This window comes from Pseudomonas sp. JV241A, assembly GCF_900275665.1.
GTDB classification, from domain to species: Bacteria; Pseudomonadota; Gammaproteobacteria; order Pseudomonadales; family Pseudomonadaceae; genus Aquipseudomonas; species Aquipseudomonas wadenswilerensis.
Map to the genome: position 1 here is coordinate 230,111 of NZ_OPYO01000013.1, position 25,088 is coordinate 255,198.

At 64.3% G+C, this 25,088-nt stretch carries 19 protein-coding genes; 6 read left to right on the forward strand and 13 right to left on the reverse strand.

All coding sequences use genetic code 11. The features are described 5' to 3' along the window. The first annotated feature begins 12 nt into the window (after positions 1-12). The 6 genes from pepN to JV241A_RS07795 all read left to right on the forward strand — a co-directional run bounded on the left by pepN (position 13) and on the right by JV241A_RS07795 (position 8,206). Entirely contained in the window at positions 13-2,670 is a 2,658-nt protein-coding gene (gene pepN / locus JV241A_RS07770) for an aminopeptidase N (protein ID WP_134061839.1), read from the forward strand. Between the two features lie 244 nt (positions 2,671-2,914). Beyond that, positions 2,915-3,970 carry a YCF48-related protein gene (locus tag JV241A_RS07775; protein ID WP_134061841.1) on the forward strand — a complete coding sequence of 352 codons (1,056 nt, stop codon included), beginning with the start codon at positions 2,915-2,917 and terminating at the stop codon, positions 3,968-3,970. Positions 3,971-3,990: 20 nt separating this feature from the next. Continuing rightward, entirely contained in the window at positions 3,991-6,372 is a 2,382-nt protein-coding gene (locus JV241A_RS07780) for an RND family transporter (RefSeq protein ID WP_134062055.1), read from the forward strand. A gap of 146 nt (positions 6,373-6,518) precedes the next feature. Beyond that, positions 6,519-6,812 (forward strand): DUF5629 family protein, encoded by a 294-nt coding sequence (locus tag JV241A_RS07785; RefSeq protein ID WP_134061843.1) that lies wholly within the window; start codon positions 6,519-6,521, stop codon positions 6,810-6,812. Beyond that, positions 6,775-7,905 carry a lactonase family protein gene (locus JV241A_RS07790; protein ID WP_240047841.1) on the forward strand — a complete coding sequence of 377 codons (1,131 nt, stop codon included), beginning with the start codon at positions 6,775-6,777 and terminating at the stop codon, positions 7,903-7,905. The genes JV241A_RS07785 and JV241A_RS07790 overlap by 38 nt, the downstream gene beginning before the upstream one ends. A gap of 121 nt (positions 7,906-8,026) precedes the next feature. Beyond that, complete coding sequence (locus JV241A_RS07795; RefSeq protein WP_010223291.1) at positions 8,027-8,206, forward strand: hypothetical protein; 180 nt, start codon at positions 8,027-8,029, stop codon at positions 8,204-8,206. A gap of 228 nt (positions 8,207-8,434) precedes the next feature. On the opposite strand, the gene JV241A_RS07800 is transcribed toward JV241A_RS07795, so the two are convergent. The 13 genes from JV241A_RS07800 to JV241A_RS07860 all read right to left on the reverse strand — a co-directional run bounded on the left by JV241A_RS07800 (position 8,435) and on the right by JV241A_RS07860 (position 24,823). After that, positions 8,435-9,028 (reverse strand): glutathione S-transferase, encoded by a 594-nt coding sequence (locus JV241A_RS07800; RefSeq protein ID WP_134061845.1) that lies wholly within the window; start codon positions 9,026-9,028, stop codon positions 8,435-8,437. Then, entirely contained in the window at positions 9,025-12,672 is a 3,648-nt protein-coding gene (locus JV241A_RS07805) for an AAA family ATPase (RefSeq protein ID WP_134061847.1), read from the reverse strand. Before JV241A_RS07805 ends, JV241A_RS07800 begins: the two co-directional genes overlap by 4 nt. After that, complete coding sequence (locus JV241A_RS07810) at positions 12,669-13,910, reverse strand: exonuclease SbcCD subunit D C-terminal domain-containing protein (RefSeq protein WP_134061849.1); 1,242 nt, start codon at positions 13,908-13,910, stop codon at positions 12,669-12,671. Before JV241A_RS07810 ends, JV241A_RS07805 begins: the two co-directional genes overlap by 4 nt. A gap of 51 nt (positions 13,911-13,961) precedes the next feature. Next, a complete protein-coding gene (locus JV241A_RS07815; RefSeq protein WP_134061851.1) occupies positions 13,962-15,587 on the reverse strand; it encodes a BatD family protein in 1,626 nt (541 codons plus the stop codon). Next, the gene (locus JV241A_RS07820) at positions 15,584-17,305 is read right to left on the reverse strand and encodes a VWA domain-containing protein (RefSeq protein WP_134061853.1); all 1,722 of its coding nucleotides are present in this window, start codon (positions 17,303-17,305) and stop codon (positions 15,584-15,586) included. The genes JV241A_RS07815 and JV241A_RS07820 overlap by 4 nt, the downstream gene beginning before the upstream one ends. Next, positions 17,302-18,378, reverse strand: coding sequence for a VWA domain-containing protein (locus JV241A_RS07825; RefSeq protein ID WP_115086012.1), 1,077 nt, complete (start codon positions 18,376-18,378; stop codon positions 17,302-17,304). Before JV241A_RS07825 ends, JV241A_RS07820 begins: the two co-directional genes overlap by 4 nt. After that, positions 18,371-18,865, reverse strand: coding sequence for a DUF4381 domain-containing protein (locus tag JV241A_RS07830; RefSeq protein WP_115086013.1), 495 nt, complete (start codon positions 18,863-18,865; stop codon positions 18,371-18,373). Before JV241A_RS07830 ends, JV241A_RS07825 begins: the two co-directional genes overlap by 8 nt. Further along, positions 18,862-19,806, reverse strand: a complete 945-nt coding sequence (locus tag JV241A_RS07835; RefSeq protein ID WP_115086014.1) for a DUF58 domain-containing protein — start codon at positions 19,804-19,806, stop codon at positions 18,862-18,864. Before JV241A_RS07835 ends, JV241A_RS07830 begins: the two co-directional genes overlap by 4 nt. 4 nt (positions 19,807-19,810) lie before the next feature. Next, a complete protein-coding gene (locus tag JV241A_RS07840; RefSeq protein ID WP_115086015.1) occupies positions 19,811-20,770 on the reverse strand; it encodes a MoxR family ATPase in 960 nt (319 codons plus the stop codon). Between the two features lie 237 nt (positions 20,771-21,007). Beyond that, complete coding sequence (locus JV241A_RS07845; RefSeq protein ID WP_115086016.1) at positions 21,008-22,336, reverse strand: MFS transporter; 1,329 nt, start codon at positions 22,334-22,336, stop codon at positions 21,008-21,010. Positions 22,337-22,381: 45 nt separating this feature from the next. Next, entirely contained in the window at positions 22,382-23,575 is a 1,194-nt protein-coding gene (gene lhgO / locus JV241A_RS07850) for an L-2-hydroxyglutarate oxidase (RefSeq protein ID WP_134061855.1), read from the reverse strand. Between the two features lie 108 nt (positions 23,576-23,683). Beyond that, positions 23,684-24,394 (reverse strand): FadR/GntR family transcriptional regulator, encoded by a 711-nt coding sequence (locus JV241A_RS07855; RefSeq protein WP_134061857.1) that lies wholly within the window; start codon positions 24,392-24,394, stop codon positions 23,684-23,686. Between the two features lie 75 nt (positions 24,395-24,469). Next, positions 24,470-24,823 carry a hypothetical protein gene (locus JV241A_RS07860; RefSeq protein ID WP_134061859.1) on the reverse strand — a complete coding sequence of 118 codons (354 nt, stop codon included), beginning with the start codon at positions 24,821-24,823 and terminating at the stop codon, positions 24,470-24,472. Between the last annotated feature and the right edge of the window lie 265 nt (positions 24,824-25,088).

Sequence of the window (25,088 nt, forward strand, 5' to 3'; positions counted from 1 at the left end):
AAGGACTGCCACATGCGTACCGAACAGCCGCAAGTGATCTACCTCAAGGACTATCAGGCCCCCGAGTACCTGATTGACGAGACGCACCTGACCTTCGAACTGTTCGAGGACCACAGCCTGGTCCACGCGCAGCTGGTCATGCGCCGCAACCCGGCCCGCGGCGCCGGCCTGCCGCCGCTGGTGCTCGACGGCCAGCAGCTGGAGCTGCTCAGCGTCGCCCTGGACGACCAGGTGCTGAACGCAGGCGCCTACCAGCTCGACGACAGCCACCTGACCGTGCAGCCGACGGCGGCGACCTTCACCCTCGACACCAGCGTGAAGATCCACCCCGAGCGCAACACCGCCCTCGAAGGCCTGTACAAGTCCGGCAGCATGTTCTGCACCCAGTGCGAGGCCGAGGGTTTTCGCAAGATCACCTACTACCTCGACCGCCCGGACGTGATGAGCAAGTTCACCACCACGGTGATCGCCGAGCAGCATCGCTACCCGGTGCTGCTGTCCAACGGCAACCCGGTCGGTACGGGCCCGCAGGAAGACGGCCGGCACTGGGCGACCTGGGAAGACCCGTTCATGAAACCGGCCTACCTGTTCGCCCTGGTCGCCGGCGACCTGTGGTGCGTCGAAGACAAGTTCACCCGCCAGTCGGGCCGCGACGTGACCCTGCGCATCTATGTCGAGCCGGAAAACATCGACAAGTGCCAGCACGCCATGACCAGCCTGAAGAAGTCCATGCGCTGGGACGAAGAAGTCTATGGCCGCGAGTACGACCTGGACATCTTCATGATCGTCGCGGTCAACGACTTCAACATGGGCGCCATGGAAAACAAGGGCCTGAACATCTTCAACTCCAGCTGCGTGCTGGCCCGCGCCGAAACCGCGACCGACGCCGCCCACCAGCGGGTCGAGGCGGTGGTCGCCCACGAGTACTTCCACAACTGGTCGGGCAACCGCGTGACCTGCCGCGACTGGTTCCAGCTGTCGCTCAAGGAAGGTTTCACGGTGTTCCGTGACTCCGAGTTCAGTGCCGACATGAACTCGCGCACGGTCAAGCGCATCGAGGACGTCGCCTACCTGCGCACCCACCAGTTCGCCGAAGATGCCGGCCCCATGGCCCACGCCGTGCGCCCCGACAGCTTCATCGAGATTTCCAACTTCTACACCCTGACCGTGTACGAGAAGGGCTCGGAAGTGGTGCGCATGGTTCGCACCCTGCTTGGTGCCGAGGGTTTTCGCAAAGGCAGCGACCTGTACTTCGAGCGCCATGATGGCCAGGCCGTAACCTGCGACGACTTCATCAAGGCCATGGAAGACGCCAACGGCGTCGACCTGACCCAGTTCAAGCGCTGGTACAGCCAAGCCGGCACGCCGCGCCTGGCGGTCAGCGAGGCTTACGACAGCGCTGCACAGACCTACAGCCTGACCTTCCGTCAGAGCTACCCGGCAACCCCGGACAAGGTCGAGAAGAAGCCGTTCGTGATCCCGGTGGAACTGGGCCTGCTCGATGCCCAGGGCAATGACATCGCCCTGCGCCTGCAAGGTGAAGCGGCAGCAGACGGCACCTCGCGGGTGTTGTCGGTAACCGAAGCCGAGCAGACCTTCACCTTCGAGGGCATCGCCGCCAAGCCGCTGCCATCGCTACTGCGTGGTTTCAGCGCACCGGTCAAGCTGAGCTTCCCCTATGACCGTGACCAGCTGATGTTCCTCATGCAGCACGACAGTGATGGTTTCAACCGCTGGGAAGCGGGGCAGCAACTGTCGGTGCAGGTCTTGCAGGAGTTGATTGCCCAGCACCAACAGGGCGCCAGGCTGGTTCTTGATCAGCGCCTGGTGACCGCGTTGGGCACGGTGCTGGCCAACGAGCAACTGGACCAGGCCATGGTCGCCGAAATGCTCTCGTTGCCAAGTGAGGCCTACCTCACCGAAATCAGCGAAGTGGCCGACGTCGATGCCATCCACGCCGCTCGCGAGTTTGCCCGCAAGCAGATCGCCGAGCAGCTGTTCGACGCCCTGAGTGCACGTTATCAGGCCAACCGCGCGGTTTCGCGTGGCACCGAGTATGTTGCCGAGGCCGAGCACTTTGCCCGTCGCAGCCTGCAGAACATCGTGCTGTCGTACCTGATGCTCAGCGCCAAGCCTGACGTGCTGGCGGCGACCCTGGAGCAGTTCGACGCCTGTGACAACATGACCGAGCGCCTTACCGCCCTGGCCGTGCTGGTCAACTCGCCGTTCGAGGCCGATCGGGCCAAGGCCCTGGAAGGCTTTGCCGAGCACTTCAAGGACAATCCGCTGGTCATGGATCAATGGTTCAGCGTGCAGGCGGCCAGCACCCTGCCGGGCGGCCTGGCACGGGTCAAGGCGCTGATGCAGCACCCGGCCTTCACCATGAAGAACCCGAACAAGGTCCGCGCCCTGATCGGTGCCTTTGCCGGGCAGAACCTGGTCAACTTCCATGCGGCCGATGGTTCGGGTTATCGCTTCCTGGCGGACCTGGTGATCGAGCTCAACGCGCTCAACCCGCAGATCGCTTCGCGCCAATTGGCGCCGCTGACCCGCTGGCGCAAATACGACAGCGCGCGTCAGGCGCTGATGAAAGGTGAGCTGGAGCGCATTCTGGCATCGGGTTCGTTGTCCAGCGATGTGTATGAAGTCGTGAGCAAAAGTCTGGCCTGATGGCCTCATCGCGGGTCAAGCCCGCTCCCACAGGGAACTGCATGTACCGACCCTGTGGGAGCTGGCTTGCCAGCGATTGCTTCCCCGCAAATCCTGCGCTTAACAAAAGATAACGTCCCGTTCGTTGTCAGTCCTTTGCAAACCCCGATAGGATGGCTCTCAGCTATTGCGGGGCTCTGGAACAAGGTTTTTGCAGTACCTGCATATAGATTGACCCAAATAACAATAAACGGGGGATAGATCTATGACTGAGCCTGTCATGGCGGGTCTCGGCGGTGCTGCGCGTAAAGCCGGCAATCGCCCTTGGGCATTGGCCGCCAGCGGCTTGCTGGTATTGGCGATCGGGCTATGGGCCAACACGGCCGAAGCCGCAGCCGCGCAAACCGATGTCTACTCCACCGAATCGTCCAAGGCGGTAAAAAGCCTGCTGCTGGACGTCACCAAGGCTGGCGCGCGCCTGGTCGCCGTCGGTGATCGTGGCCATATCCTGTTTTCCGATGACCAGGGCAAGACCTGGACCCAAGCCAAGGTGCCAACCCGGCAACTGCTTACTGCCGTCTATTTCGTCGACGACAAGCACGGCTGGGCCGTCGGCCACGATGCGCAGATCCTCGCCAGCACTGACGGTGGCGCCACCTGGAGCAAACAGTTCGAAGACCTGGCACGTGAAGCGCCGTTGCTCGATGTCTGGTTCAAGGACACTCAGCACGGCATCGCCGTGGGCGCGTACGGCGCATTGCTGGAAACCACCGACGGCGGCAAGCACTGGAACGATGTCGGCGACCGGCTGAACAACGAAGACCAGCTCCACCTCAACGGCATCGCTGCGGTCAAAGACGCTGGCCTGTTTATCGTCGGCGAGCAGGGCAGCATGTTCCGCTCCAGCGACGACGGCCAGACCTGGGAAAAGCTCGAAGGCCCCTATGAAGGCTCGCTGTTCGGCGTCACTGGCACCGCCCAGTCGCGTACCTTGCTGGCCTACGGATTGCGCGGCAACCTCTACCGCTCCACGGATTTTGGCGATAGCTGGCAACAGATCGAATTGAAAGCCGCGCGCGGCAACCTCGAATTTGGCCTGGCAAGCGCTACGCTTCTCGATGATGGCAGCCTGGTATTGGTGGGCAATGGCGGTAGCGTGCTGCGCAGCAGCGACGACGGCCAGAGCTTCAGCGTGTTCAACCGGGCCGATCGCATCGCCCTGGCCGGCGTCAGCGGGCTAAGTGAAGGGCGCCTGGTGCTGGTAGGCCAGGGTGGCGTGCACCTGGCTTCGGCCAAGGGCGCCGAAGGAGTGCAGCCATGACCCGTCAGGAGCAGTTCAACATGAATCAGCAGCAACACCATCAGGACAAGGCGACCTTGCTCGAACGCCTGATCTTCAACAACCGCCCGGTGGTGATCCTCATCTGCCTGCTGGTCAGCGTGTTCCTGTTCTGGCAGGCCACGCAGATTCGTCCGTCCACCAGCTTCGAGAAAATGATCCCGCTTGAGCATCCCTTCATCGAGAAGATGCTCGAACACCGCAATGACCTGGCCAACCTCGGCAACACCGTGCGCATCTCGGTGGAGGCCACCGACGGCGATATCTTCAGCAAGGAGTACATGGAAACCCTGCGTCAGGTGCATGACGAGGTGTTCTACATTCCCGGCGTCGACCGTTCAGGCCTGAAATCGCTGTGGAGCCCCAGCGTGCGCTGGACCGAAGTGACCGAAGAGGGCTTCGCCGGTGGCGAAGTCATCCCGCAGACCTACAACGGCTCGGCCGACAGCCTCGACCAGTTGCGCAACAACGTGCTCAAGTCCGGACAGGTCGGGCGCCTGGTGGCCAACAACTTCAAGTCGAGCATCATCGACATTCCGCTGCTGGAGTCCTACCCGGACCCGCAGGACCAGGGCAAGCTGATCAAGCTCGACTACCAGCAGTTCTCCCATCAGCTCGAGGAGAAGATCCGCGACAAGTTCCAGGCCCAGAACCCCAATGTGAAGGTGCACATCGTCGGCTTCGCCAAGAAGGTCGGCGACCTGATCGACGGCCTGATGATGGTGGCGATGTTCTTCGGTATCGCCCTGGTGATCACCTGGGTGCTGCTGTACTGGTTCACCTGGTGCATCCGCAGCACCATCGCCGTGCTGATCACCACCCTGGTGGCGGTGGTCTGGCAGCTGGGGCTGATGCATGCGGTGGGCTTCGGCCTTGACCCGTACTCGATGCTGGTGCCGTTTTTGATCTTCGCCATCGGCATCTCCCACGGGGTGCAGAAGATCAACGGCATCGCCTTGCAGTCCAGTGATGCCGACAACGCCCTGACCGCTGCGCGGCGCACCTTCCGGCAATTGTTCCTGCCGGGGATGATCGCCATTCTGGCTGACGCCGTGGGCTTCATCACCCTGCTGATCATCGACATCGGGGTGATCCGCGAGCTGGCCATCGGTGCGTCGATCGGTGTGGCGGTGATCGTCTTCACCAACCTGATCCTGCTGCCGGTGGCGATCTCCTATGTCGGCATCAGTAAGAAGGCCATCGAGCGCAGCAAGAAGGATGCGACCCGCGAACATCCGTTCTGGCGCCTGCTGTCCAACTTTGCCAGCGCCAAGGTCGCGCCGGTGTCCATCGTCCTGGCCTTGCTGGCCTTCGGTGGCGGCCTCTGGTACAGCCAGAACCTGAAGATCGGCGACCTCGACCAGGGTGCGCCGGAGCTGCGTCCGGACTCGCGCTACAACCAGGACAACGCCTTCATCATCAATAACTACTCGACCAGTTCCGACGTGCTGGTGGTGATGGTCAAGACCCCGACCGAAGGCTGCTCGGTGCACTCGACCATGGCACCGGTCGACGAGCTGATGTGGAAGATGGAGAACACCCCGGGGGTGCAGTCGGCGATCTCGCTGGTGACCGTGTCCAAGCAGATGATCAAGGGCATGAACGAGGGCAACCTGAAATGGGAAAGCCTGTCGCGCAACCCGGACGTGCTCAACAGTTCGATCTCCCGTGCTGACGGTCTGTACAACGCCGACTGCTCGTTGGCGCCGGTGCTGATCTTCCTCAACGATCACAAGGCCGAGACCCTCGACCGTGCGGTCAAGGCCGTGCAGGAATTTGCCGACACCCACAACAAGGAAGGCCTGGAGTTCCTCCTGGCGGCCGGTAACGCGGGTATCGAGGCGGCCACCAACGAAGTGATCAAGTCGGCCGAGCTGACCATTCTGATCCTGGTGTACATCTGCGTGGCGGTGATGTGCATGATCACCTTCCGTTCCTTCGCTGCGACCCTGTGCATCGTCCTGCCGCTGGTGCTGACCTCGGTGCTGGGCAACGCGCTGATGGCCTACATGGGCATCGGCGTCAAGGTCGCGACCCTGCCGGTGGTGGCACTGGGCGTGGGTATCGGCGTGGACTACGGCATCTACATCTACAGCCGCCTGGAGAGCTTCCTGCGCGCCGGGTTGCCGCTGCAGGAAGCCTACTACCAGACCCTCAAGTCCACCGGCAAGGCGGTCCTGTTCACCGGCCTGTGCCTGGCCATCGGCGTGTGCACCTGGATCTTCTCGGCGATCAAGTTCCAGGCCGACATGGGCCTGATGCTGACCTTCATGTTGCTATGGAACATGTTCGGCGCGCTGTGGCTGTTGCCGGCACTGGCGCGGTTCCTGATCAAGCCGGAGAAAATGGCGGGCAAGCAGGGCGGTTCGATTTTCGCCCATTGACCGGTGCAGTAATCGGGGCTACTTCGTAGCCCATCGCCGGCAAGGCCGGCTCCCACAGGTGCGCATTACCTGTGGGAGCCGGCCTTGCCGGCGATGCTTTTGATGATCGGGTATCATGGGGTTTTCCCGCCAGTGATCTTCCTGCAATGACAACCCTCTCCCAAGCCCTCGAATCCTGCGACATGCTCCTGATCGACGGCCTGCACGCTTTTGACTTCACCTTCGACGAAACCGGCCTGCATATCGCGCTGATGGACGGCCGCGTTCGTAAACAATGGTCGTTGACCCCGGAGCAGATCGGCGCCGCCCGCGCTGAAGGTGCCGACTGGCTGATCAACGCCGACACTGGCGAGCATCGGCTAGTCTGTATGAGTGCCTTTAGTGCCCGCGATGAGGAAGACGATGACGCGCCTGCTGAAGAACCTGCTGATCGCCAGTAGCATGAGCCTGACTCTCACTGCCCAGGCCCACGACCTGCTGGTCGGCAGCTATACCGCAGGCAGCAGCGAAGGCATCTACCGCTACCGCTTCAACAGCGACAGCGGCCAGATCGACCCTACGCCGCTGCAGATCCTCATGAGCGAAAACCCTTCCTGGCTGACTCTCTCGGTCGACAAGCGCCTGCTATTCGCGGTCAACGAGAATGGCGCCGGCAACGGCCAGGTCAGCAGTTTTGCCATTGGCAAGGACGGCAGCCTCAAGGCCCTGAACCAGGTGCCAAGCCTGGGCGATGAGCCGACCCATTCCAGCCTCAGCCATGACCAGCGCTACCTGTTCGTTGCCAATTACGGCGTATTGCCTGCCCCCGGCGGCAGCCTCAGTGTGTTGCCAGTCGACCGTAATGGCCACCTGCAGGCTTCGGTGCAACAAGACCGGCACAAGCCCAGCGGCGTCAACCCGGAGCGCCAGACCGGACCGCACGTGCACTCGGTGGTGTCATCCGACGACGGCGAATACGTGTTCGCCAGCGACCTGGGGGCCGACAAGGTATTTGTCTACCGATACGACGGCGCCAGTCCCAAGCAGCCACTGAGCGCGGTCGAGCCGGTAAGCCTGCCGCCGGGTAGCGGGCCGCGCCATTTGCTGTTTGACCGTGACGGCAAGCATGCCTACCTGACCCTGGAAATGAGCGCGCAAGTGGTGGCGTTCGACTATCAGGACGGCAAGCTGGCAGAGCTTCAGCGCCTGCCCTTGACCGAGCTGACCGATGCCTCGGCCAGGGCGGCGGGGGCCTTGCACCTGTCGGCTGACGGGCGCTTTCTGTATGTCAGCAATCGCGGCACGGCCAACGAACTGCTGGTGTTTGCCGTCGATGACAAGACCGGCAAGCTGATGCAGGTGCAGCGGCGCAGTGTCGAAGGCGATCACCCACGGGAGTTCGCCCTCGACCCCACCGGCAAGTTCCTCCTGGTGGCCAACCAGAAGAGCAACGAGATCGTGGTGATCCGCCGTGATCCGCGCAGTGGCCTGCTGGGCGAAACCGTGCAGAAGCTGGCCCAGGATGCACCGTCGGACCTGAAGTTCGTCAACTGACTATCAATTGCCTTGATGTTTGCTACTGCTGCAATGAATTTCTGTGCGCCGCGCCAGCGGCGTAAGTTTGAACCACGGCCCCAGGCGGCCACTTCAAACCACAGACTTCGAGGTCAGCGCCATGAACTTCAACCTTTTCCCGGTCATCGCCGCTTCCGCCATTTCTGCTTCGGTGGTCCTGCCGGCCAACGCCCATGTCGAGCTCAGCGAGCGCAAATCGTCGACCCAGAGCTACACCCAGAAGTACCTGCAACAAAGCGCCAACTTCTATGCCGCGCTGGACCACAAGTCGCAGCACTGAGCCGGTAGATTTTTCTGGTAATAGCACATCGCCATGTGATTGAATTTGACGCTAATTTATTGACGTCAGGGGATAACACATGAAATGGCGAATTCTGGCGGTGTTGCTGTTCCTCTATTCTTCGCCGATTCTGGCGCTGTAGCTTCTGGCCTCATCGCTGGCAAGCCAGCTCCCACCATGGCCCTGCATGCCCAGGCCCCTGTGGGAGCTGGCTTGCCAGCGATGGGTTCAACGCGCCATGATCGCCTTGAACAATGCCGACTCCAGCCAGCCCTGCAACCACGCCCGCAAATGCGGGTAGGGCGCCTGGGCGAACCACTCAGGCTCCACCCCGGCGAACTGGCGCATCAATGGCAGCAATGCCGCGTCCGCCAGGCTTGGATGATCAGCGAACAGGTACGCCTGCTGCGCCAGTCGTTCATCCAGCTCGGCCAACCAGCTTTCAGCCTGTGCCCGGTAATGCTCCCGTGAGTGCTGTGGGTAGCGTTCAGCATATTTGTACAGATTGACCTGCGCCTTGAACTCGCGATCATTGCGTTCGATCAGCGTATCGGCGGCCTGGGCCGCCTGCGGGTCGGCCGCGAGTTGCCAGTCCTGCGGATCATGCCGGGCCAGGGCCCAGCGCATGATATCCAGGCTTTCCTCCAGTACCCGCTCACCTGTACTCAACACCGGCACTGTGCCCTTGGGCGAAAGTGCCAGCAGCTCGGCCGGCTTGGCCTTGAGGCTGACTTCGCGGACCTCCACCGGGCACTGGGCATAACGCAGGGCCAGGCGCGCACGCATGGCCCAGGGGCAGCGACGGAACGAGTAGAGGATCATCCGCTGACCTCCACCGTACTCAGGCCATTGCCCTGGCGGCGAACCTGGATCTGCACCGGAATGCGCTCGTGCATCTCCTGCACGTGGGAAATCACCGCGACCTTGCGGCCCTGGGCCTGCAAGCCATCGAGGGCGTCCATGGCCAGTTGCAGCGATTCGGGGTCGAGGCTGCCGAAACCTTCGTCGATAAACAGCGATTCGATGCGCAGGGTGCTCGAAGCCATCGACGCCAGGCCCAAGGCCAGGGCCAGCGAAACCAGGAAAGTTTCACCGCCCGACAGTGAATGCACCGAGCGCAGCTCATCACCCATTTCCGTATCCAGCACCAACAGGCCGAGCAGGCTGCCACCACGCTTGAGCCGGTAGCGCCGGGCCAGCTGGCGCAACTGGGCGTTGGCGTGGTGCACCAGCAGGTCGAGGTTGTAGCCCTGGGCAATCTTGCGGAAGGTGTCGCCGGTGGCCGAGCCGATCAGGGCGTTGAGCCGTGCCCAGCGCTGCCACTCGCTGTAGGCACCGGCGATCTGATCGGCCAGGGCCTGGTGCGCCAGTTGCCGGCGCTGGTCTTCGGCCTGGGCGGCACGCAGTTCGGCGCAGCTCTGTTCGCTGGCCGCCAGTTGCAGCTGCAGGCTGGCGAAGTCCTGTTCCAACGCTTCGCTGGTGAGTTCGGCATTGCCCTGGGCCTGGTGTTGATCCAGGCGCTGCTGGCGCTCCTGCAGCAGGGTACGGGCCTGTTCGATGGCTTTTTCTGCGTCCTGCAGCCCTTGGCGCAGTTGCGCCATGGCGTTGTCGTCGAAGGCCAGTAACTGCTCCAGGCCGCTGTCGTCCAGCTCCGGATGGCCCTGGCGCCACTGTTCGATCTGGCCGCGAACCTCATGGTGTTCCTGCTCCAGCGCGCTCAGGCGTTCGCCCTTGGCCTTGAGCTCGGCAGTCAGTTCGATCAACCGCGCCTGGGTATCCTGCAACTGCTGGCCTGCCTGGGCTTCGGCCTGGCGCGCGTGCTCCACGGCCTGGTCCAGATGCTGCTGCCAGTGTTCGGCGCCGGCCTGCTCGCCGAGCAAGCTGGCGAGGCTGTCGCGGCTGAGTTGATGTTGGCGTTCCAGGTCGCTGAACTGCTGTTGCAATTCTTCCTGCTTCTGAACCCGTGCCTGCTGCTGCAGCTGGGCCTTGTCCAGCTTTTGCTGGCGCTCGCCGTGCTCCTGCTGTTCGTCCTTTTGCCGTTGCAGCAGGTCCAGGCGCAGGGCCAGTTGCTGGTCCAGGCGCATGAAGGCGGCAGCTGGCTCCTGGCGCAGGTCATCGAGAACTTCGGTTGGCAACAGGGTGGCGAAACTGGCCAGTTCCTGCTCCAGGCGTTCTTCGTCACTGGCCAGCGCCGTTTGCTGCTGGCTCAGGTGCTGGTTGGCCTGCTGGCTGGCGTCTTGGGCTGCCTGCAATTGCTGTTGCAGGCGGCTGGCGTCTTTTTGCAGGGTCAGCAGGGCGTTCTGGCGCTGTTCGTCACGACTGATGTCGTGGTTCAGGTTGCGTGCCTGCAAGTCCAGCCAGGCGCTGCGCTGGCTGGCGTCCTGGTCGGCCAGCGACGGGTACAGCGGGTGCGCTTCGAGGCTGGGCAGCAACGCGTGTTGCTGGTTGCCCAGTTGTTCCTGCTGGTGCAGGTATTCCTTGATCTGGCCGTTGACGCCACCCAGTTGAGTGCGCAGTTCATCGAGCTGTTTCTTCAGCTCGTCGACCATTTGCTGCGCGTTGGCTTCTTCGTTCTGGTCGTGGCGGCCGAGGCTTTGCAGCAGGGCTTCGGGCTGATGATAAGGGTGCTCCTGGCTACCGCACACGGGGCAGGGCTGGTCATCCTGCAGCTGCGCGCGCAGCTCTTCGACGCTCTGGCTGCGGGCCAGGCGCTGGCGTTCGAGCAACTGGCGGGTCACATTCAGCGCCTGCTCGGCGGCGGTCAGCTGGTTCTTGCCATTGAGGCCTTCGCCGATCAACTGCTCGCGCTGCTTCAGGGCCGCTTGCTGGCGTTCGCGCAAGGCTTGCAGGCGCAGTTCGAGGTCCTGCTGGTTGCCCCACAGCCGGCTCAGTTCTTCGACCTGGCGCTGTTGCTGGCGGTTTTTCTGCAGCAGCTCGCCGAGCAGGCCGATCTGTTCGGCCAGGGCTTGGGGTTCTGCCTCGGCTTCGCGGTAGAGCAGGGCCAGGGCGGCGCGCTGCTCCTCAAGCTGGGCACTGGCCTGACTGGCGCGTTGCTGCAGGCCGGGCAGCTCGGCACGGCCCTGGTTGAGGCGGTTGCCCAGCTGCATCAGTTGTTGCAGGCGGTCGCGATAGGCACTCCAGGCTTCACTCAGCCCGGCCAGCGGCGCGCTTTGTGCGAGCTGTTCGCTGATCTGCTGCAGGCGCTCTTCGTTCAGGCGTTGCTGTTCATTGAGGCTCAGCAGCTGGTGCTGGCCTTCGGCACTGGCCTGATCGGCCTGTTGCTTGAGCGTCGAGCTATGGGCCAGTTCCTGTTGCAGGCGGGCCAGGGTGTTCTGCTCGGCAAAGGCCTGGCGCACCAACGGCGCGCTTTCGGTTTGTTGTGCCAGGGCCTGGGCGAGGGCTGCGTGGGCCTTGCCCAGGTCGTCCTGCAGTTGCTGCTGGTGGCCATGCAACAGGTCATGCTGCTGGCGCTGCGCGGCTATGCTCTCGGCCAGCGGGCTGAGCTGGGCATTGAGCGCCTGCTGGCGGGCAAACTGGTGACGCTGCGGCGCCAGCTGTTCCAGCCGCGCGAGTTTCAGCCGCTCGCTGTGCAGGCTGTCGTTGTGCTGCTGGGCACTGTGCAGTTGCGCCGTGCTGGTCTGCACCTGTTCCTGCAGTTGCAACAGCTCGGTGAGCCAGCTGCGCTGCTGTTCAAGCTGGCGCAGTTGCGCCTGTTCGGCCTTGAACCGATCGAGGGCCCCGCTGTAGCGCTGGTCGAGTTCGGCGCGGGCCTCGGCGGCCATGGGCATCACGCCGCTGGCCTGGTCCAGCAGGGCCTTGTGCGCCTCTTCGGCTTCCTTGCTCTTGCTGTAGGCGCGGCGGCCCAGCTGGCTGTAGATCGCCGTATTGGTAAGCTTTTCCAGCAGCTCGCTGCGCTCTTTGTCATCGGCCTTGAGGAAGGCGCTGAACTCGCTCTGGGCCAGCATCACCGCACGGGTGAACTGTTCGAAGTTCAGGCCCAGGCGCGACTCGATCAGTTGCTTGTATTCGGCCTTGCTCTGGTTGCTCAGCAGCTGGTCGCTGTCCAGGTCATGCAGGCTCTGACGGCTGCCTTGCAGCTTGCCGTTGGCCATGTCGCGGGCGCGGTTGGTTTCCCAGCGGGCGCGGTAGCGCCGGCCGTCGATGCCGACGAAATCCACCTCGGCAAAGCCGCTGCCCGAACCCCGACGCAGCAAGGTGCGCGGGTCGCTGGTGAGGATGTCGCTGTCGACCTCCGGCAGCTTGGTCTCGCGGCCGATGTTGTTCAGCCGCGGCACGGCGCCGAACAGCGCCAGGCACAGGGCGTCGAGCAGGGTGCTCTTGCCGGCGCCGGTGGGCCCGGTGATGGCGAACAGGCCGGCGCTGGCCAGCGGCTCGGCGGTGAAGTCGATTTCGATCGGGCCTTCCAGGGAGGCCAGGTTCTTCAGGCGGATGGCGAGAATCTTCATGGCTGTTCTTCCTCCTGCTGGACGTCCTGCAGCAACAGGGCAAAGTCGGCCAGGGTCTGTTCATCGACAACATTGCCATAGGCCTGCTCCCAGGCGCGGCTGAACAGCTCGTGCGGGGTCAGTTGGCCCAGTTCCAGCAAGTCGGCGCTGCTGTCATCTTCGCTGCGGCCGTTGCCGGCATATTCGGCAGCGATGCGCACCAGGCGCACGGCCTTGCCGTGCAGGGCGCCTTCGAGCTGGGCGCGCAGGTCGGGCAGGGGCTCGTCCAGGCGTACGCGGATCTCCAGCCAGGGTTGGCGCTGCGGATCGTCCAGCAGGTCGACTACCGGCAGCTCGGCCAGTTGCTCAAGTACTTCGGCCAGCGGTGCCGGGCCCAGCCGTTGCAGGTGCACGGCGCGCGGCACCAGGCGCGATTCGACGCTGGCCAGGTTGGCGCCGTCGAGTTCGATTTCGAGGATCTGGTGTTGATAGCCGATTTCCGAGAACGACAGCGGGATTGGCGAACCGCTGTAGCGGATGCGCTCCTCCCGGTTGACCTTCTGCGGCTTGTGCAGGTGGCCGAGGGCGACGTAGCTGATCTGCGGAGCGAACAGGCGTGCCGGCAGGGCTTCGGCGTTGCCGATGATCAGGCTGCGTTCGGAGTCTTCCGAGACCGAGCCACCGGCCATGTGCGCGTGGCTCACGGCAATCAGCGCCTGACCGGCCTTGCGCCGTTGCAGGGCGGCGGCGATGAGTTTTTCGTGGACCTGGGCGATGCCCCGCAGGTAGTCATCGCCCAGGTGTGCGCCGGTGACTTCCGCCGGGCGCAGGAACGGCAGCGCCAGGCACCAGGCGGCGACCTTGCCCTTGGCGTTGGTCAGCGGAATCAACAGGCGTTCGCTGTCCAGTTCACCTTCATCCAGCCATTGCACGCGGCCCAGGGCGTAGGTGCGCAGGCGGCGCATCAGCGGCGCCGGCAGTTCGATGCGCGAGCCGGAGTCGTGGTTGCCGGCGATCATCACGATGTTCAGCTTGGGCTGCTGTTCGTGGGCCTGGACGATGAAGTCGTAGAGCCGCTCCTGGGCTTTGACCGGCGGATTGACGGTGTCGAAGATGTCGCCGGCAATCAGCAGGGCATCGGGCTGGCGCAGCTTGAGCTGGCCGAGCAGCCAATCGAGAAAACAGGCGTGTTCGAAATCGCGTTCCTGGCCGTGCAGGGTTTGACCCAGGTGCCAGTCGGAGGTGTGAAACAGACGCATGAAGGGTTCCGCAATGTGCCGGCGTGGCGCTCGGGGTGCCACGCCTGGAGGTTATTTGGGGTACAGCGGCGGCAAGCTGCCGTTCTCGCTTTGCGCAGGCTGAACCTGCTCGGCGGCCGGGATGGTGCCAATGGCCCGCCATAATTCTTCACCTTGCCAATATTGCCCGCTTTCGCTGTACAGCGCGCCGTTGAGGCCATCGAGGGCATCGGACAACGGCACGAAACGCGCGGCCATTTCGGCCAGGGTTTCCGGTTGCTGGCGGGCCCAGGCATCCAGGGCCTGGCGCGTGGCTTGGGGGTCGTTGGCCTGGCACGCGCGCTTGAGGTCATCAAGCAAAGTGCGCGGGCTCGGCCCGGTTTGCGCCGCTCGCAGCACCGCCGGTTGCGAGCGCGCCCGCCACCACAGGGCAAAACCCAGCAGGGTGGTCAGGGCCAGTACCAGGGTACTCAGCTGCCAGGGCCAGAGCAGGTAGGTTTGCACCGTAACCGGGTCGACGCTGGCCGGCTTGTCGGCGCTCAGCGCCGGGTTGTCCTCGATCTGCAGGCTACGGGCCGGCAGGTTGCTGCGTTCCAGGTGATCTTCGCGGGTGTTCCACCAGACCACTTCCTGGCTCGGCAGTTCCAGCCTGCCGCTGTGGGTCGGCACCAGCGCTTCGCGCTCTTCACGCACGCCGAGCAGGCCGCGGTCGTTGACCTGGTTGCGCAGTTGCGGCTGGTCCGGGTAGCGGCGCAGGCCGGTCACTTCGGTGCCGGGCAGCGGCGGCAGTTGGGCGCTGGACAAGCCCTCGGCCTGAAGGATCACGGTGCGGGTCAGCGAGTCGCCGATTTGTGTCTGCTGCTGCGCCGGGTCCGGGCTCCAGTGTTCTTCCAGGGTCAGGCTGTTGGCCGGCAGCCAGGGCGCGTTGGCCGGGTAGTCGGCCGGGATCGGGTCGACCGTCAGCACCAGCGGCGTCGAGCCGACCTGCACCTGCTTGCCGGCGCGCGGGCTGTTGGGCTCCTGCTCGGCGTCGCTCTGCGCGGCGGTGGCGCTGAAGGTCAGGGCGGGGATTTTCAGGTCGCCGCTTTGCTGGGGGTAGATCGCGTAGCGCATCTCGATCACGCCGTGGCGCACGCCGTCGATGACTTTCTCGAAGGTGCGCGATTCGCCCAGCGGCTCGACCTTGGCGTTGTCCAGCTGCAGCGGGCTGAGGCTGCTGTCGTCGTACAGTGGCACCGAGTGATAGATGCTCAGGGTCAGCACCACCTGGGCCTGCACGTAGACCTCCGGCTGGTCGAGGCTGGCGTCGATGAACACCGGGCCATGGTTTTCGCTGCTGACCTCGTTGGCCTGGATCTGCAGGCTGATCGGCTGGCTGCGCACTTCGCCCAGCTGCAGGGCGGGAATCTCCACGCTGCCGCTCTGGCGCGGCAGCAGGGTGATGATCCAGCGGGTGTTGGCGCTGTTCTCGTCAAGGCTGTTGAGGCTGTTGACCTGGCGTGTGCCACGGACCTCGAAATTGGCCTCCAGTGGCGTCAGGTCGGGTTTGCCGAACTGAGTCACGTCTTGGGTCTCAAGAGTCAGCTCAAGGGTTTCGCCGGCATTCAGGCGTGTGCGGTCGACACTGGCGAGCAGCGCCGCAGCCTGTACCTGCAAGGCGAGAAAGAGGCTGAAGACCAGGACGCAGACGCGACTCATCGATGGGTTTCCTGATGTTGTTGCTGTTCATACCAGAATTTACGCCGCAACAGCTCGGCCGGGTTGTCCGGGATCTGTCGCAGCCATTGTTCCAGGGCCTGGCGCTGTTCGGCGTCGAGGCTGCTGTCGGCCGGGCGCTGGGGCGGCCGGGTGGTGTCATCGTCGTCAGTGCCGCTGGCCTGGTTCTGTGCCTGCTCGTTGGCGTTGTCCTCAGGTTTGCCAGCTTCGTCGGCCGCGTCCGCTGGTTTTGCCGCGGCCTGGTCCTGGGCGTTCTGCGAGCTGCTGGCAGTGTCGCTGCTGCTGTCGGGATTGCTCTGCTGGTCATCTTCAGGCGGCTGCTCGGGCGCTTGTTCGCCCTGGCGTTGTTGCAGCAACTGTTCGACCAGTACCTTGTTGGCCAGCGCCGGTTGCAGTTCCGGTTGGCGCTCCAGGGCCTGCTCGTAGGCATCCAGCGCCGCTTCCAGTTCACCGCTACGGGCCAGGGCATTGCCGCGATTGTAATGGTCGGCGGCGCGGTTGCCCTGGGCGAACTGGCGGGCGGCGCCGTTGAAATCGCCGGCCTCATACAGCGCCAGGCCTTTCCACTGCGGGTCTTCGAAGTGCCGCGCAGCCTCGGCCGGACGCTGCTGTTCAAGCAGGCGCTGGCCTTGCTGGTCGGGGCGCAGCCACAGGTCGTTGAACTCGAACGCGTAGCTGGGCTGCGGCACGGCCAGCAGCAACGGCAAGCAGAACAACCAGCCGCGGCGGCCGGCGCAAGCGGCCAGTAGCAACAGTGGCAGCAACAGCCAGTAGCCCTGGTCGGCCCAGCTGTCGAGCTGCACGGTCTGGCCATCGTCACGCAGGCCGTGCGGGTTGTCGAACAGGCGCAGGCCACGCAGGTCGAGGTCGTCGATGCGGGCACTGCGGTAGCGGCCACCGGTGCTGTTGATAAAGGCCTTGAGGCTGGCGCTGTCGAGCCGCGGCAGGAGGATCCCGCCCTGATCGTCCTTGAGGTACTCGCCATTGGCCTGTCTGACCGGCGCACCCTCGGCGCTACCGACGCCGAGCATCAGCAGGCTCGGGCCCTGGCGGCCGAGCGCCTGGACGATGCCCTGACGCTCCTGGGCCTCGAGCGCGGAGCCGATCAACAGCAGCCGACCCTGGCCCAATCCGGCCTGGGCGAGCAGGGCCAGGCCCTTGCGCACGGCCAGATCGGCGCGCTGGCCGGCTTGCGGCATGATCGAGGGTTCCAGGGCTTCGAGCAGGTTGCGGCTGGTGGCCAGGTCGTCGGACAGCGGCACCAGAGTGTGGGCGCTGCCGGCATAGACGATGATTGCGGTCTGGCTGTCGCGGCGGTGTTCGAGCAGGTCGAGGATCTTGCGCCGGGCTTGCTCCAGGCGGGTTGGCGCGGCATCGTCGGCGAGCATCTGCGGGGTCAGCTCAAGCAGGATCACCAGCGGGTCGGCCGGGCGCTGGCGGGTGTCTTCCAGGCGCTGCCAGCTTGGCCCGATCAGGGCCAGTACGGTGATCAACCAGGCCAGGCCAAGGGCGATCCACGGCAGTTTGCTGTCGCGGCCGCTGCCGCCACCCAGCAGCACGGCATGAAAGGCCGGCGGCAGGATCATCTGCCAGCGCCCGGCGCGTTTCTGTCGGTGCCAGAGCTTCCAGAGCAGCCAGGCCAGCAGCGGCAGGATGATCAGCCACAGCGGGCGCAGCCATTGCGGCCACAGTTCGCTCATCGCCGCCTCCTCAGGCGCAGCCGCTGCAAGCGCTGGCGCCATTCCGGGTGCGGCTGCAAAAAGCGCGGGCGGCGCAGCAGGCGCTGTAGCAGGTTGTCAGGCCATTGCTGCTCGATCACCAGCAGCACGCTCAGCAACAGGGCCAGGGCCAGCGGCCAGCCGTACAGCGGCTGGGCGGTGCGCGCCTGGGTCGGCTGCTGGGCCACCGGCTCCAGGCGGTCGAGGGCTTCGCCGATGGCATGGAGTTCTTCGCCGTCGTGGGCGCGGAAGTAGCTGCCGCCGGTCAGCTCGGCGATTTCCTTGAGCGAGGCTTCGTCCAGGTCCAGGCTCGGGTTGATGCCCAATAGCCCGGCGGTACCGGTTTGCTCTGGATCAGCACCGATGCCGATGGTGTAGATACGCACGTTTTCCTGGGCGGCCAGACGCGCCGCAGTCAGTGGATGGATCTGCCCGCCATTGTTGGCGCCGTCGGTGACCAGCACCAGTACCCGGCTCTGCGCCGGGCGCTGGCGCAGGCGCTTGAGGCCCAGGCCGATGGCGTCGCCGATGGCGGTGTTCTTGCCGGCAATGCCGATTTGCGCTTCGTCGAGGAAGGTGCGCACGGTACGCCGGTCGAAGGTCAGTGGCGCTTGCAGGTAGGCCTGGCTGCCGAACAGGATCAGGCCGACACGGTCGCCCTGGCGCTGTTCGAGAAAGTCGCCGAGCAGGGCCTTGACCAGGGTCAGGCGGCTGACGTCGTCGCCTTGCCACTGCATGTCGGGAAAGTCCATGGAGCCGGATACATCCACCGCCACCAGCAGGTCGCGGCCACTGGCGGCCACCGGCAACGGCTCGCCCAGCCATTGCGGGCGGGCGGCGGCGAACAGCAATAACAGCCAGACCAGCACGAACGGTGCCTGTTGGCGCCAGGTCGGCAGGTTCAGGCGCGCACGGCGGCCGGCCAGGCCTTCGAGCTCATCGAGAAAGCTGACCTTGAGCACCGGCTCACCGCTGTCGGCGGCAGGCAGCAGCAGGCGCGCCAGCCAGGGCAGCGGCAACAGTACGAAGATCCACGGCCAGGCCAGTTCAAACATGTTTGCGGATCCAGGTTTCGACCGACTGGTTTAGCCCGTTGATGGCTTTGTCGTCGAGTTTGCATTCGGGCTTGTAGGCGCCTTCGACCAGCACCATCCAGCGCGTCAGGCCGGCGGCCGGGCAGCGGTTATCCAGAAACGCCAGCCATTGGCGGCCGTTGAGGGTATGGCTGTGGCTGCCCGGGTAATGGTTGCGACACAGGCGTTTGAGCAGGGCGTTGATCTGCTGCAGCCAGGCGCCGGCCGGGGCGCCGTCGTAGGGTTTGGGCAGGCGCGCGAGCTCGGCCAGGGCCTCGATGCGCACCGGGTCCAGGGGCAGTTCGGCGCGCACGATGGGCTTTTTGCCCGGGCGCCAATGGCGCAGGCGCCACAGGCCCCAGCCCAGCAACGGCAGCAGTAACAGCAGCGCCCACCAGCCCGGGGCCAGCGGCCACCAGCCGATCGGTGCCGGGGTGATCAACGGCTGCAACTGATCGAGCGGGTTCACGAGGTTTTCCCCGGACGTTGCGCGTTGAGGTACTCGCGCAGTTGCTCGATCATCTCGCTCTGGGTGCTCAGTGGCATCAGCACCACCCGCAGCTTTTGCGCCAGCAGTTCCCAGCGCTCGATACGCGCTTCGCTTTGCTGGCGGTAGCTCTTGCGCAGGGTCGGGTCGAGGGTGTCGAGCTCCAGTTGCGCACCGCGCTGGGCAAAGCGCAGCAGGCCGGCGGCGGGCAGGGCGTGGTCGAGCGGGTCGGACAGCGGCAACAGCAGCAGGTCGCAATGGCGCGAAAGCAGGCTCAGCTGTTGTTCGACCGCAGGCGTCAGCGCCCGCTCGTCGCAGATGATGATCGCCAGGCTGCCCGGGCGCAGCACTTCGCGGGCGCGGCGCAGGGCGATGCCAAGGCTGTCGGCCTGGGGTACGGCTTCGGTATGCAGCGACTGGTTGACCCGTGCCAGGCGGTTGAGCAGTTGCAGCAGGCTCTGCTTGCTGCGCCGTGGCTTGATCTCGTAGTGCTCGTTGTCGCCGAACACCAGGCCGCCTATGCGGTCGTTATGGCCCAGGGCGGCCCAGCCGATCAAGGCGGCGGCCTGGGCGGCGAGCACCGACTTGAACATCAGCCCGGAGCCGAAGAACAGGCGCTGGCTCTGTTCGACGAGGATGAAGATCGGCCGTTCGCGTTCCTCATGGAACAGCTTGGTGTGCGGCTCCTGGGTGCGCGCGGTCACCCGCCAGTCGATGTTGCGCACATCGTCGCCGGCCTGGTAGACCCGCACCTGATCGAAATCGACCCCGCGCCCGCGCAGTTTCGAGTGGTGCAGTCCTACCAGAGGGCTGCGCTGGCCGGGCCGGGAGAACAGCTGCACTTCGCGCACGCGATGACGCATCTCGATCAACTCGGCGAGGCTGATGCGGATTCCCGGCGCGGCCAGCAGGCGATTGGGCATGGGTTCAGGCGACGGCGACGACGTCGAGGATGCGCTGGATCACCCGGTCCTGGTCAATCCCGGCGGCCTCGGCCTCGAAGGAAAGAATGATGCGGTGGCGCAGCACGTCGAACAGCACCGCCTGGATGTCTTCGGGGCTGACGAAGTCGCGCCCGGCCAGCCAGGCATGGGCCCGCGCGCAGCGGTCGAGGGCAATCGAGCCACGGGGGCTGGCGCCGTATGCGATCCAGTCGGCCAGCTCCAGGTCGTACTTGGCCGGGGTGCGGGTGGCCATGACCAGTTGCACCAGGTACTCCTCCACCGCATCGGCCATGTACAGGCCGAGGATTTCCTTGCGCGCGGCAAAAATCGCTTGCTGGCTGACCCGGCGCTCCGGCTTGGTCTCGCCGTTCAGGGCCTCGCCGCGGGCCTGCAGGAGGATGCGGCGCTCCACGGCGGCGTCCGGGAAGCCGATCTTGACGTGCATGAGGAAGCGATCGAGCTGGGCTTCGGGCAGTGGGTAGGTGCCTTCCTGCTCGATCGGGTTTTGCGTGGCCATTACCAGGAACAACGGCGACAGCTCGTAGGTACTGCGCCCGACGCTGACCTGGCGCTCGGCCATGGCTTCGAGCAGCGCCGACTGGACCTTGGCCGGGGCGCGGTTGATTTCATCGGCCAGCACCAGGTTGTGGAAGATCGGTCCCTGCTGGAACACGAAGCTGCCGGTTTCCGGGCGATAGATTTCGGTGCCGGTGATGTCGGCCGGGAGCAGGTCGGGGGTGAACTGGATACGATGGAACTCGGCTTCGACACCTTCGGCCAGTTCCTTGATGGCCTTGGTCTTGGCCAGGCCCGGGGCGCCTTCGACCAGCATGTGGCCGTCGGCGAGAAGCACGATGAGCAAGCGCTCGACGAGTTTTTCCTGGCCCAGGATCTGGGTTGAAAGAAAGGTGCGCAGCGCGATCAGCGCCTCACGGTGTTCCATCGTTGAAGGTTCCTGGGAAAAAGCCAGGGCGTGCGGCGTAAAAGCACCCGGGCGGGGGCTGATACTTTAATGCATCCGGAGGGCTGGCGACTAACGGCAGCAGGGAAATTTGTTCAAATCGCAAAGTCAGGGGCTGCTGCGCAGCCCATCGTCGGCAACGCCAACTCCCACAGGGATCGCGCTGACCCTGTGGGAGCTGGCGTTGCCAGCGATGCAAGGCAGAGCCTTGCCGGTCACTCAGTTCTTGAAGCTGGAATGCTTGCGCCCCTGGTCACACAGGGCAAACACCACCACCAATACCGCTGCCACCACCAGGATCAGCGCCACGCCATCAGTGGAGTGGGTCGCCGAGTTGGCCACCAGCGCCAGGCCACCCAGCGGTGCCAGGCCGCCAGCCACGGCCGTGCCGATCTCGCGCCCGGTGCCAAAGCCCGAAGAGCGGGTCTGGGTCGGGAACTGGCGGCTGAGGAACGAGCCCTGAGGGGCGAACATCATCGGAGCGAGGATGCCGGTACCGATGGCAATCGCCAGGTAGATCATCATCGGCTCGCCAGTGTTGAGCAGGGCCAGGAACGGGTAGGCGAACAGCACCGAGAACAGCCCGCCGAACATCAACACGGTCTTGCTGCTCCATTTGTCGCACAGCCAGCCGAAGAACGGCACGGCAATGATGGCCACCAGGCTGGCGATGGTCACCGACAGCGAGGTGACATGGGCTTCGACGCCCTTGTACTGGGTCAGGTAGGCCAGCGAGAAGGTCTTGAAGATGTAGCTCAGGGCGTTGTAGCCGATGGCCACGAAGAACACCACGGCCAGGCCCTTGAGGTCGTTGCGAAACAGCAGCTTGAGCGGCGATACCTGCTCCTTGGCCGGGGTTTTGTCGAGCTCTTTGAAGTCCGGGGTTTCCGGGATGCTTTTGCGCACCCAGAGGCCGACGCCGACCAGCACGATGCTGCAGATGAACGGGATGCGCCAGCCGCCGGAAAGCAGGAACTCGTTGCCGTTCATGGTCAGCAGGTAGACGGTCAGCGACGACAGCAGCAGGCCCAGGTTCAGCCCCAGCGCCGGCCAGGCGCCCTGGCTGCCGCGCTTGCCTTCGCTGGCGTGCTCATAGGAGGTCACCGCTGCGCCAGACAGCTCGGCACCGGCGCCCAGGCCCTGGATGATGCGCACCAGCACGAGGATGATCGGCGCCCAGATGCCGATCGAGGCGTAGCTGGGGATCAGGCCGATCAGGGTGGTGCACACGCCCATCATGCAGAAGGTGATGACCAGCACCTGCTTGCGCCCGAAACGGTCGCCCAGGTAGCCGAACAACACGCCGCCGAAGGGCCGGGCGATAAAGCCAATGGCGAAGGTGGAAAACGCCAGCAGCGAGGCCACCGCCGGGTTGCTCGGGTCGAAGAAGATCTTCGAGAAGACGATTGCTGCCATGGTCGCGTACAGGTAGAAATCGTACCACTCCAGCATCGAGCCGAAGATGGTCGCGGCGGCGACCTTGCGCAGGCGTTTGCGTTTCTGTTCCGGGGTTTCGGTCGCGGCCGTGGCCGCCTCATGTACCGACATGTGAGGTTTCCTTTTTTGTCTTTGTAGTTAGGTGTGCAGCAGGATTCAGCGGGCCTTGAAAATTCTTTCGGCGATCATCTGGCCGATCGGGATGGCCGAGGTGGCCGCCGGCGACGGTGCATTGCAGACGTGCACCATGCGCGGGGTCTCGGCGAACAGGAAGTCATGCACCAGGGTGCCGTCGCGCATCACCGCCTGGGCGCGGATGCCGGCTTCATAGGGCTGCAGGTCTTCAACATTCAGCGATGGGCAGTATTTGCGGCATTGCTCCAGGTAGCCGCTTTTGAACAGCGAGTTCTTCATCTCGGCAGTGCCGGAGCCGAGGTTGTTCCAGATGGTTTTCCAGAACCCCGGGAAGCGCGCGTATTCGGCCACGTCGCGCCAGTTCACCGAGAACTTGCGGTAGTTTTCCCGGCCCAGGCCCAGTACGGCGTTGGGCCCGACGGTAACGCTGCCGTCGATCATCCGCGTCAGGTGCACGCCAAGAAACGGCAGCTCCGGGTCGGGGATCGGGTAGATCAGGTGGTTGACGATGTCGTTCTTGGTCGCTGGCAGGCGGAAGTATTCGCCGCGAAAGGGGATGATCTGGTGGTCGATCTTGACCCCGGCCAGGGCTGCCAGGCGGTCCGATTGCAGGCCGGCGCAGGCCACCAGCTGGCGGGCGCTCCAGACCTTGTCGTCGCTGCTGATGGTGACCTTGTCGGTGGTCTCGACGATGGCCCGCACGGTGGTCTGCAGCTGTACTTCGCCGCCGAACCTCTGGATGACCCGGGCCATGGCTTCGCAGACCTGCTTGTAGTCGACGATACCGGTGGCATCGAGGAACAGGCCGCCGAGGCCGACGATGTTCGGCTCGCGCCGTTGCAGTTCCTTGGCATCCAGTTGCTCGACCTTCAGACCGTTCTGCTGCGAACGCTCATAGAGGGCGTGCATGCGCTCGACTTCCAGCGGCGTGGATGCCACCAGCAGCTTGCCGCAGACGTCGAACTTGATCTGGTGCTCGGTGCAGAACTCCTTGGTGGCCTGGGCACCGCGCTTGCACAGGTCGGCCTTGAGGCTGCCCGGGGCGTAGTAGATCCCCGCGTGGATCACGCCACTGTTATGCCCAGTCTGGTGTTTGGCCAGGCTGCTTTCTTTTTCGAGAATCAGCAAGGATGCGCCCGGTTGGCGCTCCAGCAGGGCCATGGCGGTGGCGAGGCCGACGATGCCGCCGCCGATGATGCAGTAGTCGTAGATCATGCAGGTGTCACCTTGGCGTGTTCTTATCAGAGAATCTGCTTATCAGGTTGTCAGACTAAGTAGGTCAAACAAAAGGGCGCCATGCAGCAGCGCCCGCTTATAGGGGGGTCAGTCGATACTCGGCAGGTCCAGCTTCAGGCGTTTGGCCGAGGCCCGCAGGTGTGCTTCGGCGCAGGCTGCGGCGGCAAGCCGGTCGCCATCGGCGATGGCCTGGTACAGCGCCTGGTGCTCGCGGTGGGCATCGGCCGAACCGCCCACCGAATGCGCCGCGGAGTTTTCCCAGGCGGTGCGACGAGCGGCGGCCAGTTGTCCACGCAGAAAATCATGGAAGGCGACGAAATAATCGTTCTTGCTGGCTTCGGTGATGGCGCGGTGAAACTCGACATCGGCGGCGGCTGCCACGGCAAAGTCGCTGCGCTTGTCGAGCATCTCCTGCAGGGCCTTGCTCATGCGTGCAAGGTCGGCGGCGTCACGGCGCTGGGCGGCCACCGAGGCGGCCTGGGTCTCGATCCACAGGCGCACTTCGAACATCTGCACCAGGTCCGGGCTGCGGCCTTGCGCAGAAGGGAAGCGGAATACCGTGCCGGTCGGGGTTTGTGAAATGTACGAACCCAGGCCGCGGCGGGCGATCAGCACTCCGTCAGCCTTGAGCTGGGCCACGGCCTCGCGCACCACCGAGCGGCTGACGTTCAATTGCTCGGCCAGTTGCTGTTCGGTGGGCAGGCGCGATTCGGCTGCCAGGCGACCGGAATCGATTTCGGCGCGGATGGCGCCGACAACCCGTTCAACCAGGGTGTCGGGGCGCTGAAGCTCAAGCATGAGGGGTGGCTCATTAATCAGGTTGTCAGACAATGCCTTTTGCAGCGGTTCCTTGTCAAGAAACCGCGTGGGCGATTACAGCTCGCTGACGTAGGTGCCGGTGCCCTTGAGAATGTTCTGCAGGGTTTCTTCGACTTCGGCAACGTCGGTGCCGTCGGAAGTCAGGGTAATCTCCAGGTGATCGTCGCCTTTGAACACATCGGCATCGCCTGGCGCCACTTCGATCAGCAAACGCTTGGCGCTGAGGCTGACCTTGAGGCCGTCGAGGGTGCTTGGCTCGTCATCCAGGGTGATGTCCACCGTGTCTTCGTCCGGATAGCGGGTCATGAGGAACATCTGGCCCTTGTCGCTGTGGCAGCACAGGGTAGCCATGTTGTCTTCTTCATCATCGCAGGGGGTGGCGAAGAGCAGGGCGGTCTTGAATTGCATGAGCAGCTCGATCAATAAGTTGAAACACGATTCTGCCAGTCTTCGGCCGCTGGATAAACGTGCGGTTTCACCTCAATGACCGAATATGTCGCAGCACCGCAAGCAGGGGCGGGCGGGCACTCGTTAAGCTGCGCTGTCGATGGACACCCGTAAAGACACAGCCCGTTCGGCAGTCGTTTTTGCAGATGCCCATCCGTGGAGCGGGAAGATGTGACTTACAGGTCACCTCGAGCGCCTGTTTCTATGGTTTTACCGTCCTCCTGCT

Bases quoted from the DNA above. Each gene is read 5' to 3' on its own strand.
- JV241A_RS07795 (WP_010223291.1), top strand. From the start codon at position 8,027: ATGAACTTCAACCTTTTCCCGGTCATCGCCGCTTCCGCCATTTCTGCT.
- JV241A_RS07815 (WP_134061851.1), bottom strand. From the start codon at position 15,587: ATGAGTCGCGTCTGCGTCCTGGTCTTCAGCCTCTTTCTCGCCTTGCAG.
- JV241A_RS07805 (WP_134061847.1), bottom strand. From the start codon at position 12,672: ATGAAGATTCTCGCCATCCGCCTGAAGAACCTGGCCTCCCTGGAAGGC.
- JV241A_RS07835 (WP_115086014.1), bottom strand. From the start codon at position 19,806: ATGCCCAATCGCCTGCTGGCCGCGCCGGGAATCCGCATCAGCCTCGCC.
- pepN (WP_134061839.1), top strand. From the start codon at position 13: ATGCGTACCGAACAGCCGCAAGTGATCTACCTCAAGGACTATCAGGCC.
- JV241A_RS07825 (WP_115086012.1), bottom strand. From the start codon at position 18,378: ATGTTTGAACTGGCCTGGCCGTGGATCTTCGTACTGTTGCCGCTGCCC.
- JV241A_RS07785 (WP_134061843.1), top strand. From the start codon at position 6,519: ATGACAACCCTCTCCCAAGCCCTCGAATCCTGCGACATGCTCCTGATC.
- JV241A_RS07775 (WP_134061841.1), top strand. From the start codon at position 2,915: ATGACTGAGCCTGTCATGGCGGGTCTCGGCGGTGCTGCGCGTAAAGCC.
- JV241A_RS07790 (WP_240047841.1), top strand. From the start codon at position 6,775: ATGACGCGCCTGCTGAAGAACCTGCTGATCGCCAGTAGCATGAGCCTG.
- JV241A_RS07840 (WP_115086015.1), bottom strand. From the start codon at position 20,770: ATGGAACACCGTGAGGCGCTGATCGCGCTGCGCACCTTTCTTTCAACC.
- lhgO (WP_134061855.1), bottom strand. From the start codon at position 23,575: ATGATCTACGACTACTGCATCATCGGCGGCGGCATCGTCGGCCTCGCC.
- JV241A_RS07860 (WP_134061859.1), bottom strand. From the start codon at position 24,823: ATGCAATTCAAGACCGCCCTGCTCTTCGCCACCCCCTGCGATGATGAA.
- JV241A_RS07855 (WP_134061857.1), bottom strand. From the start codon at position 24,394: ATGCTTGAGCTTCAGCGCCCCGACACCCTGGTTGAACGGGTTGTCGGC.
- JV241A_RS07820 (WP_134061853.1), bottom strand. From the start codon at position 17,305: ATGAGCGAACTGTGGCCGCAATGGCTGCGCCCGCTGTGGCTGATCATC.
- JV241A_RS07810 (WP_134061849.1), bottom strand. From the start codon at position 13,910: ATGCGTCTGTTTCACACCTCCGACTGGCACCTGGGTCAAACCCTGCAC.
- JV241A_RS07845 (WP_115086016.1), bottom strand. From the start codon at position 22,336: ATGTCGGTACATGAGGCGGCCACGGCCGCGACCGAAACCCCGGAACAG.
- JV241A_RS07780 (WP_134062055.1), top strand. From the start codon at position 3,991: ATGAATCAGCAGCAACACCATCAGGACAAGGCGACCTTGCTCGAACGC.
- JV241A_RS07800 (WP_134061845.1), bottom strand. From the start codon at position 9,028: ATGATCCTCTACTCGTTCCGTCGCTGCCCCTGGGCCATGCGTGCGCGC.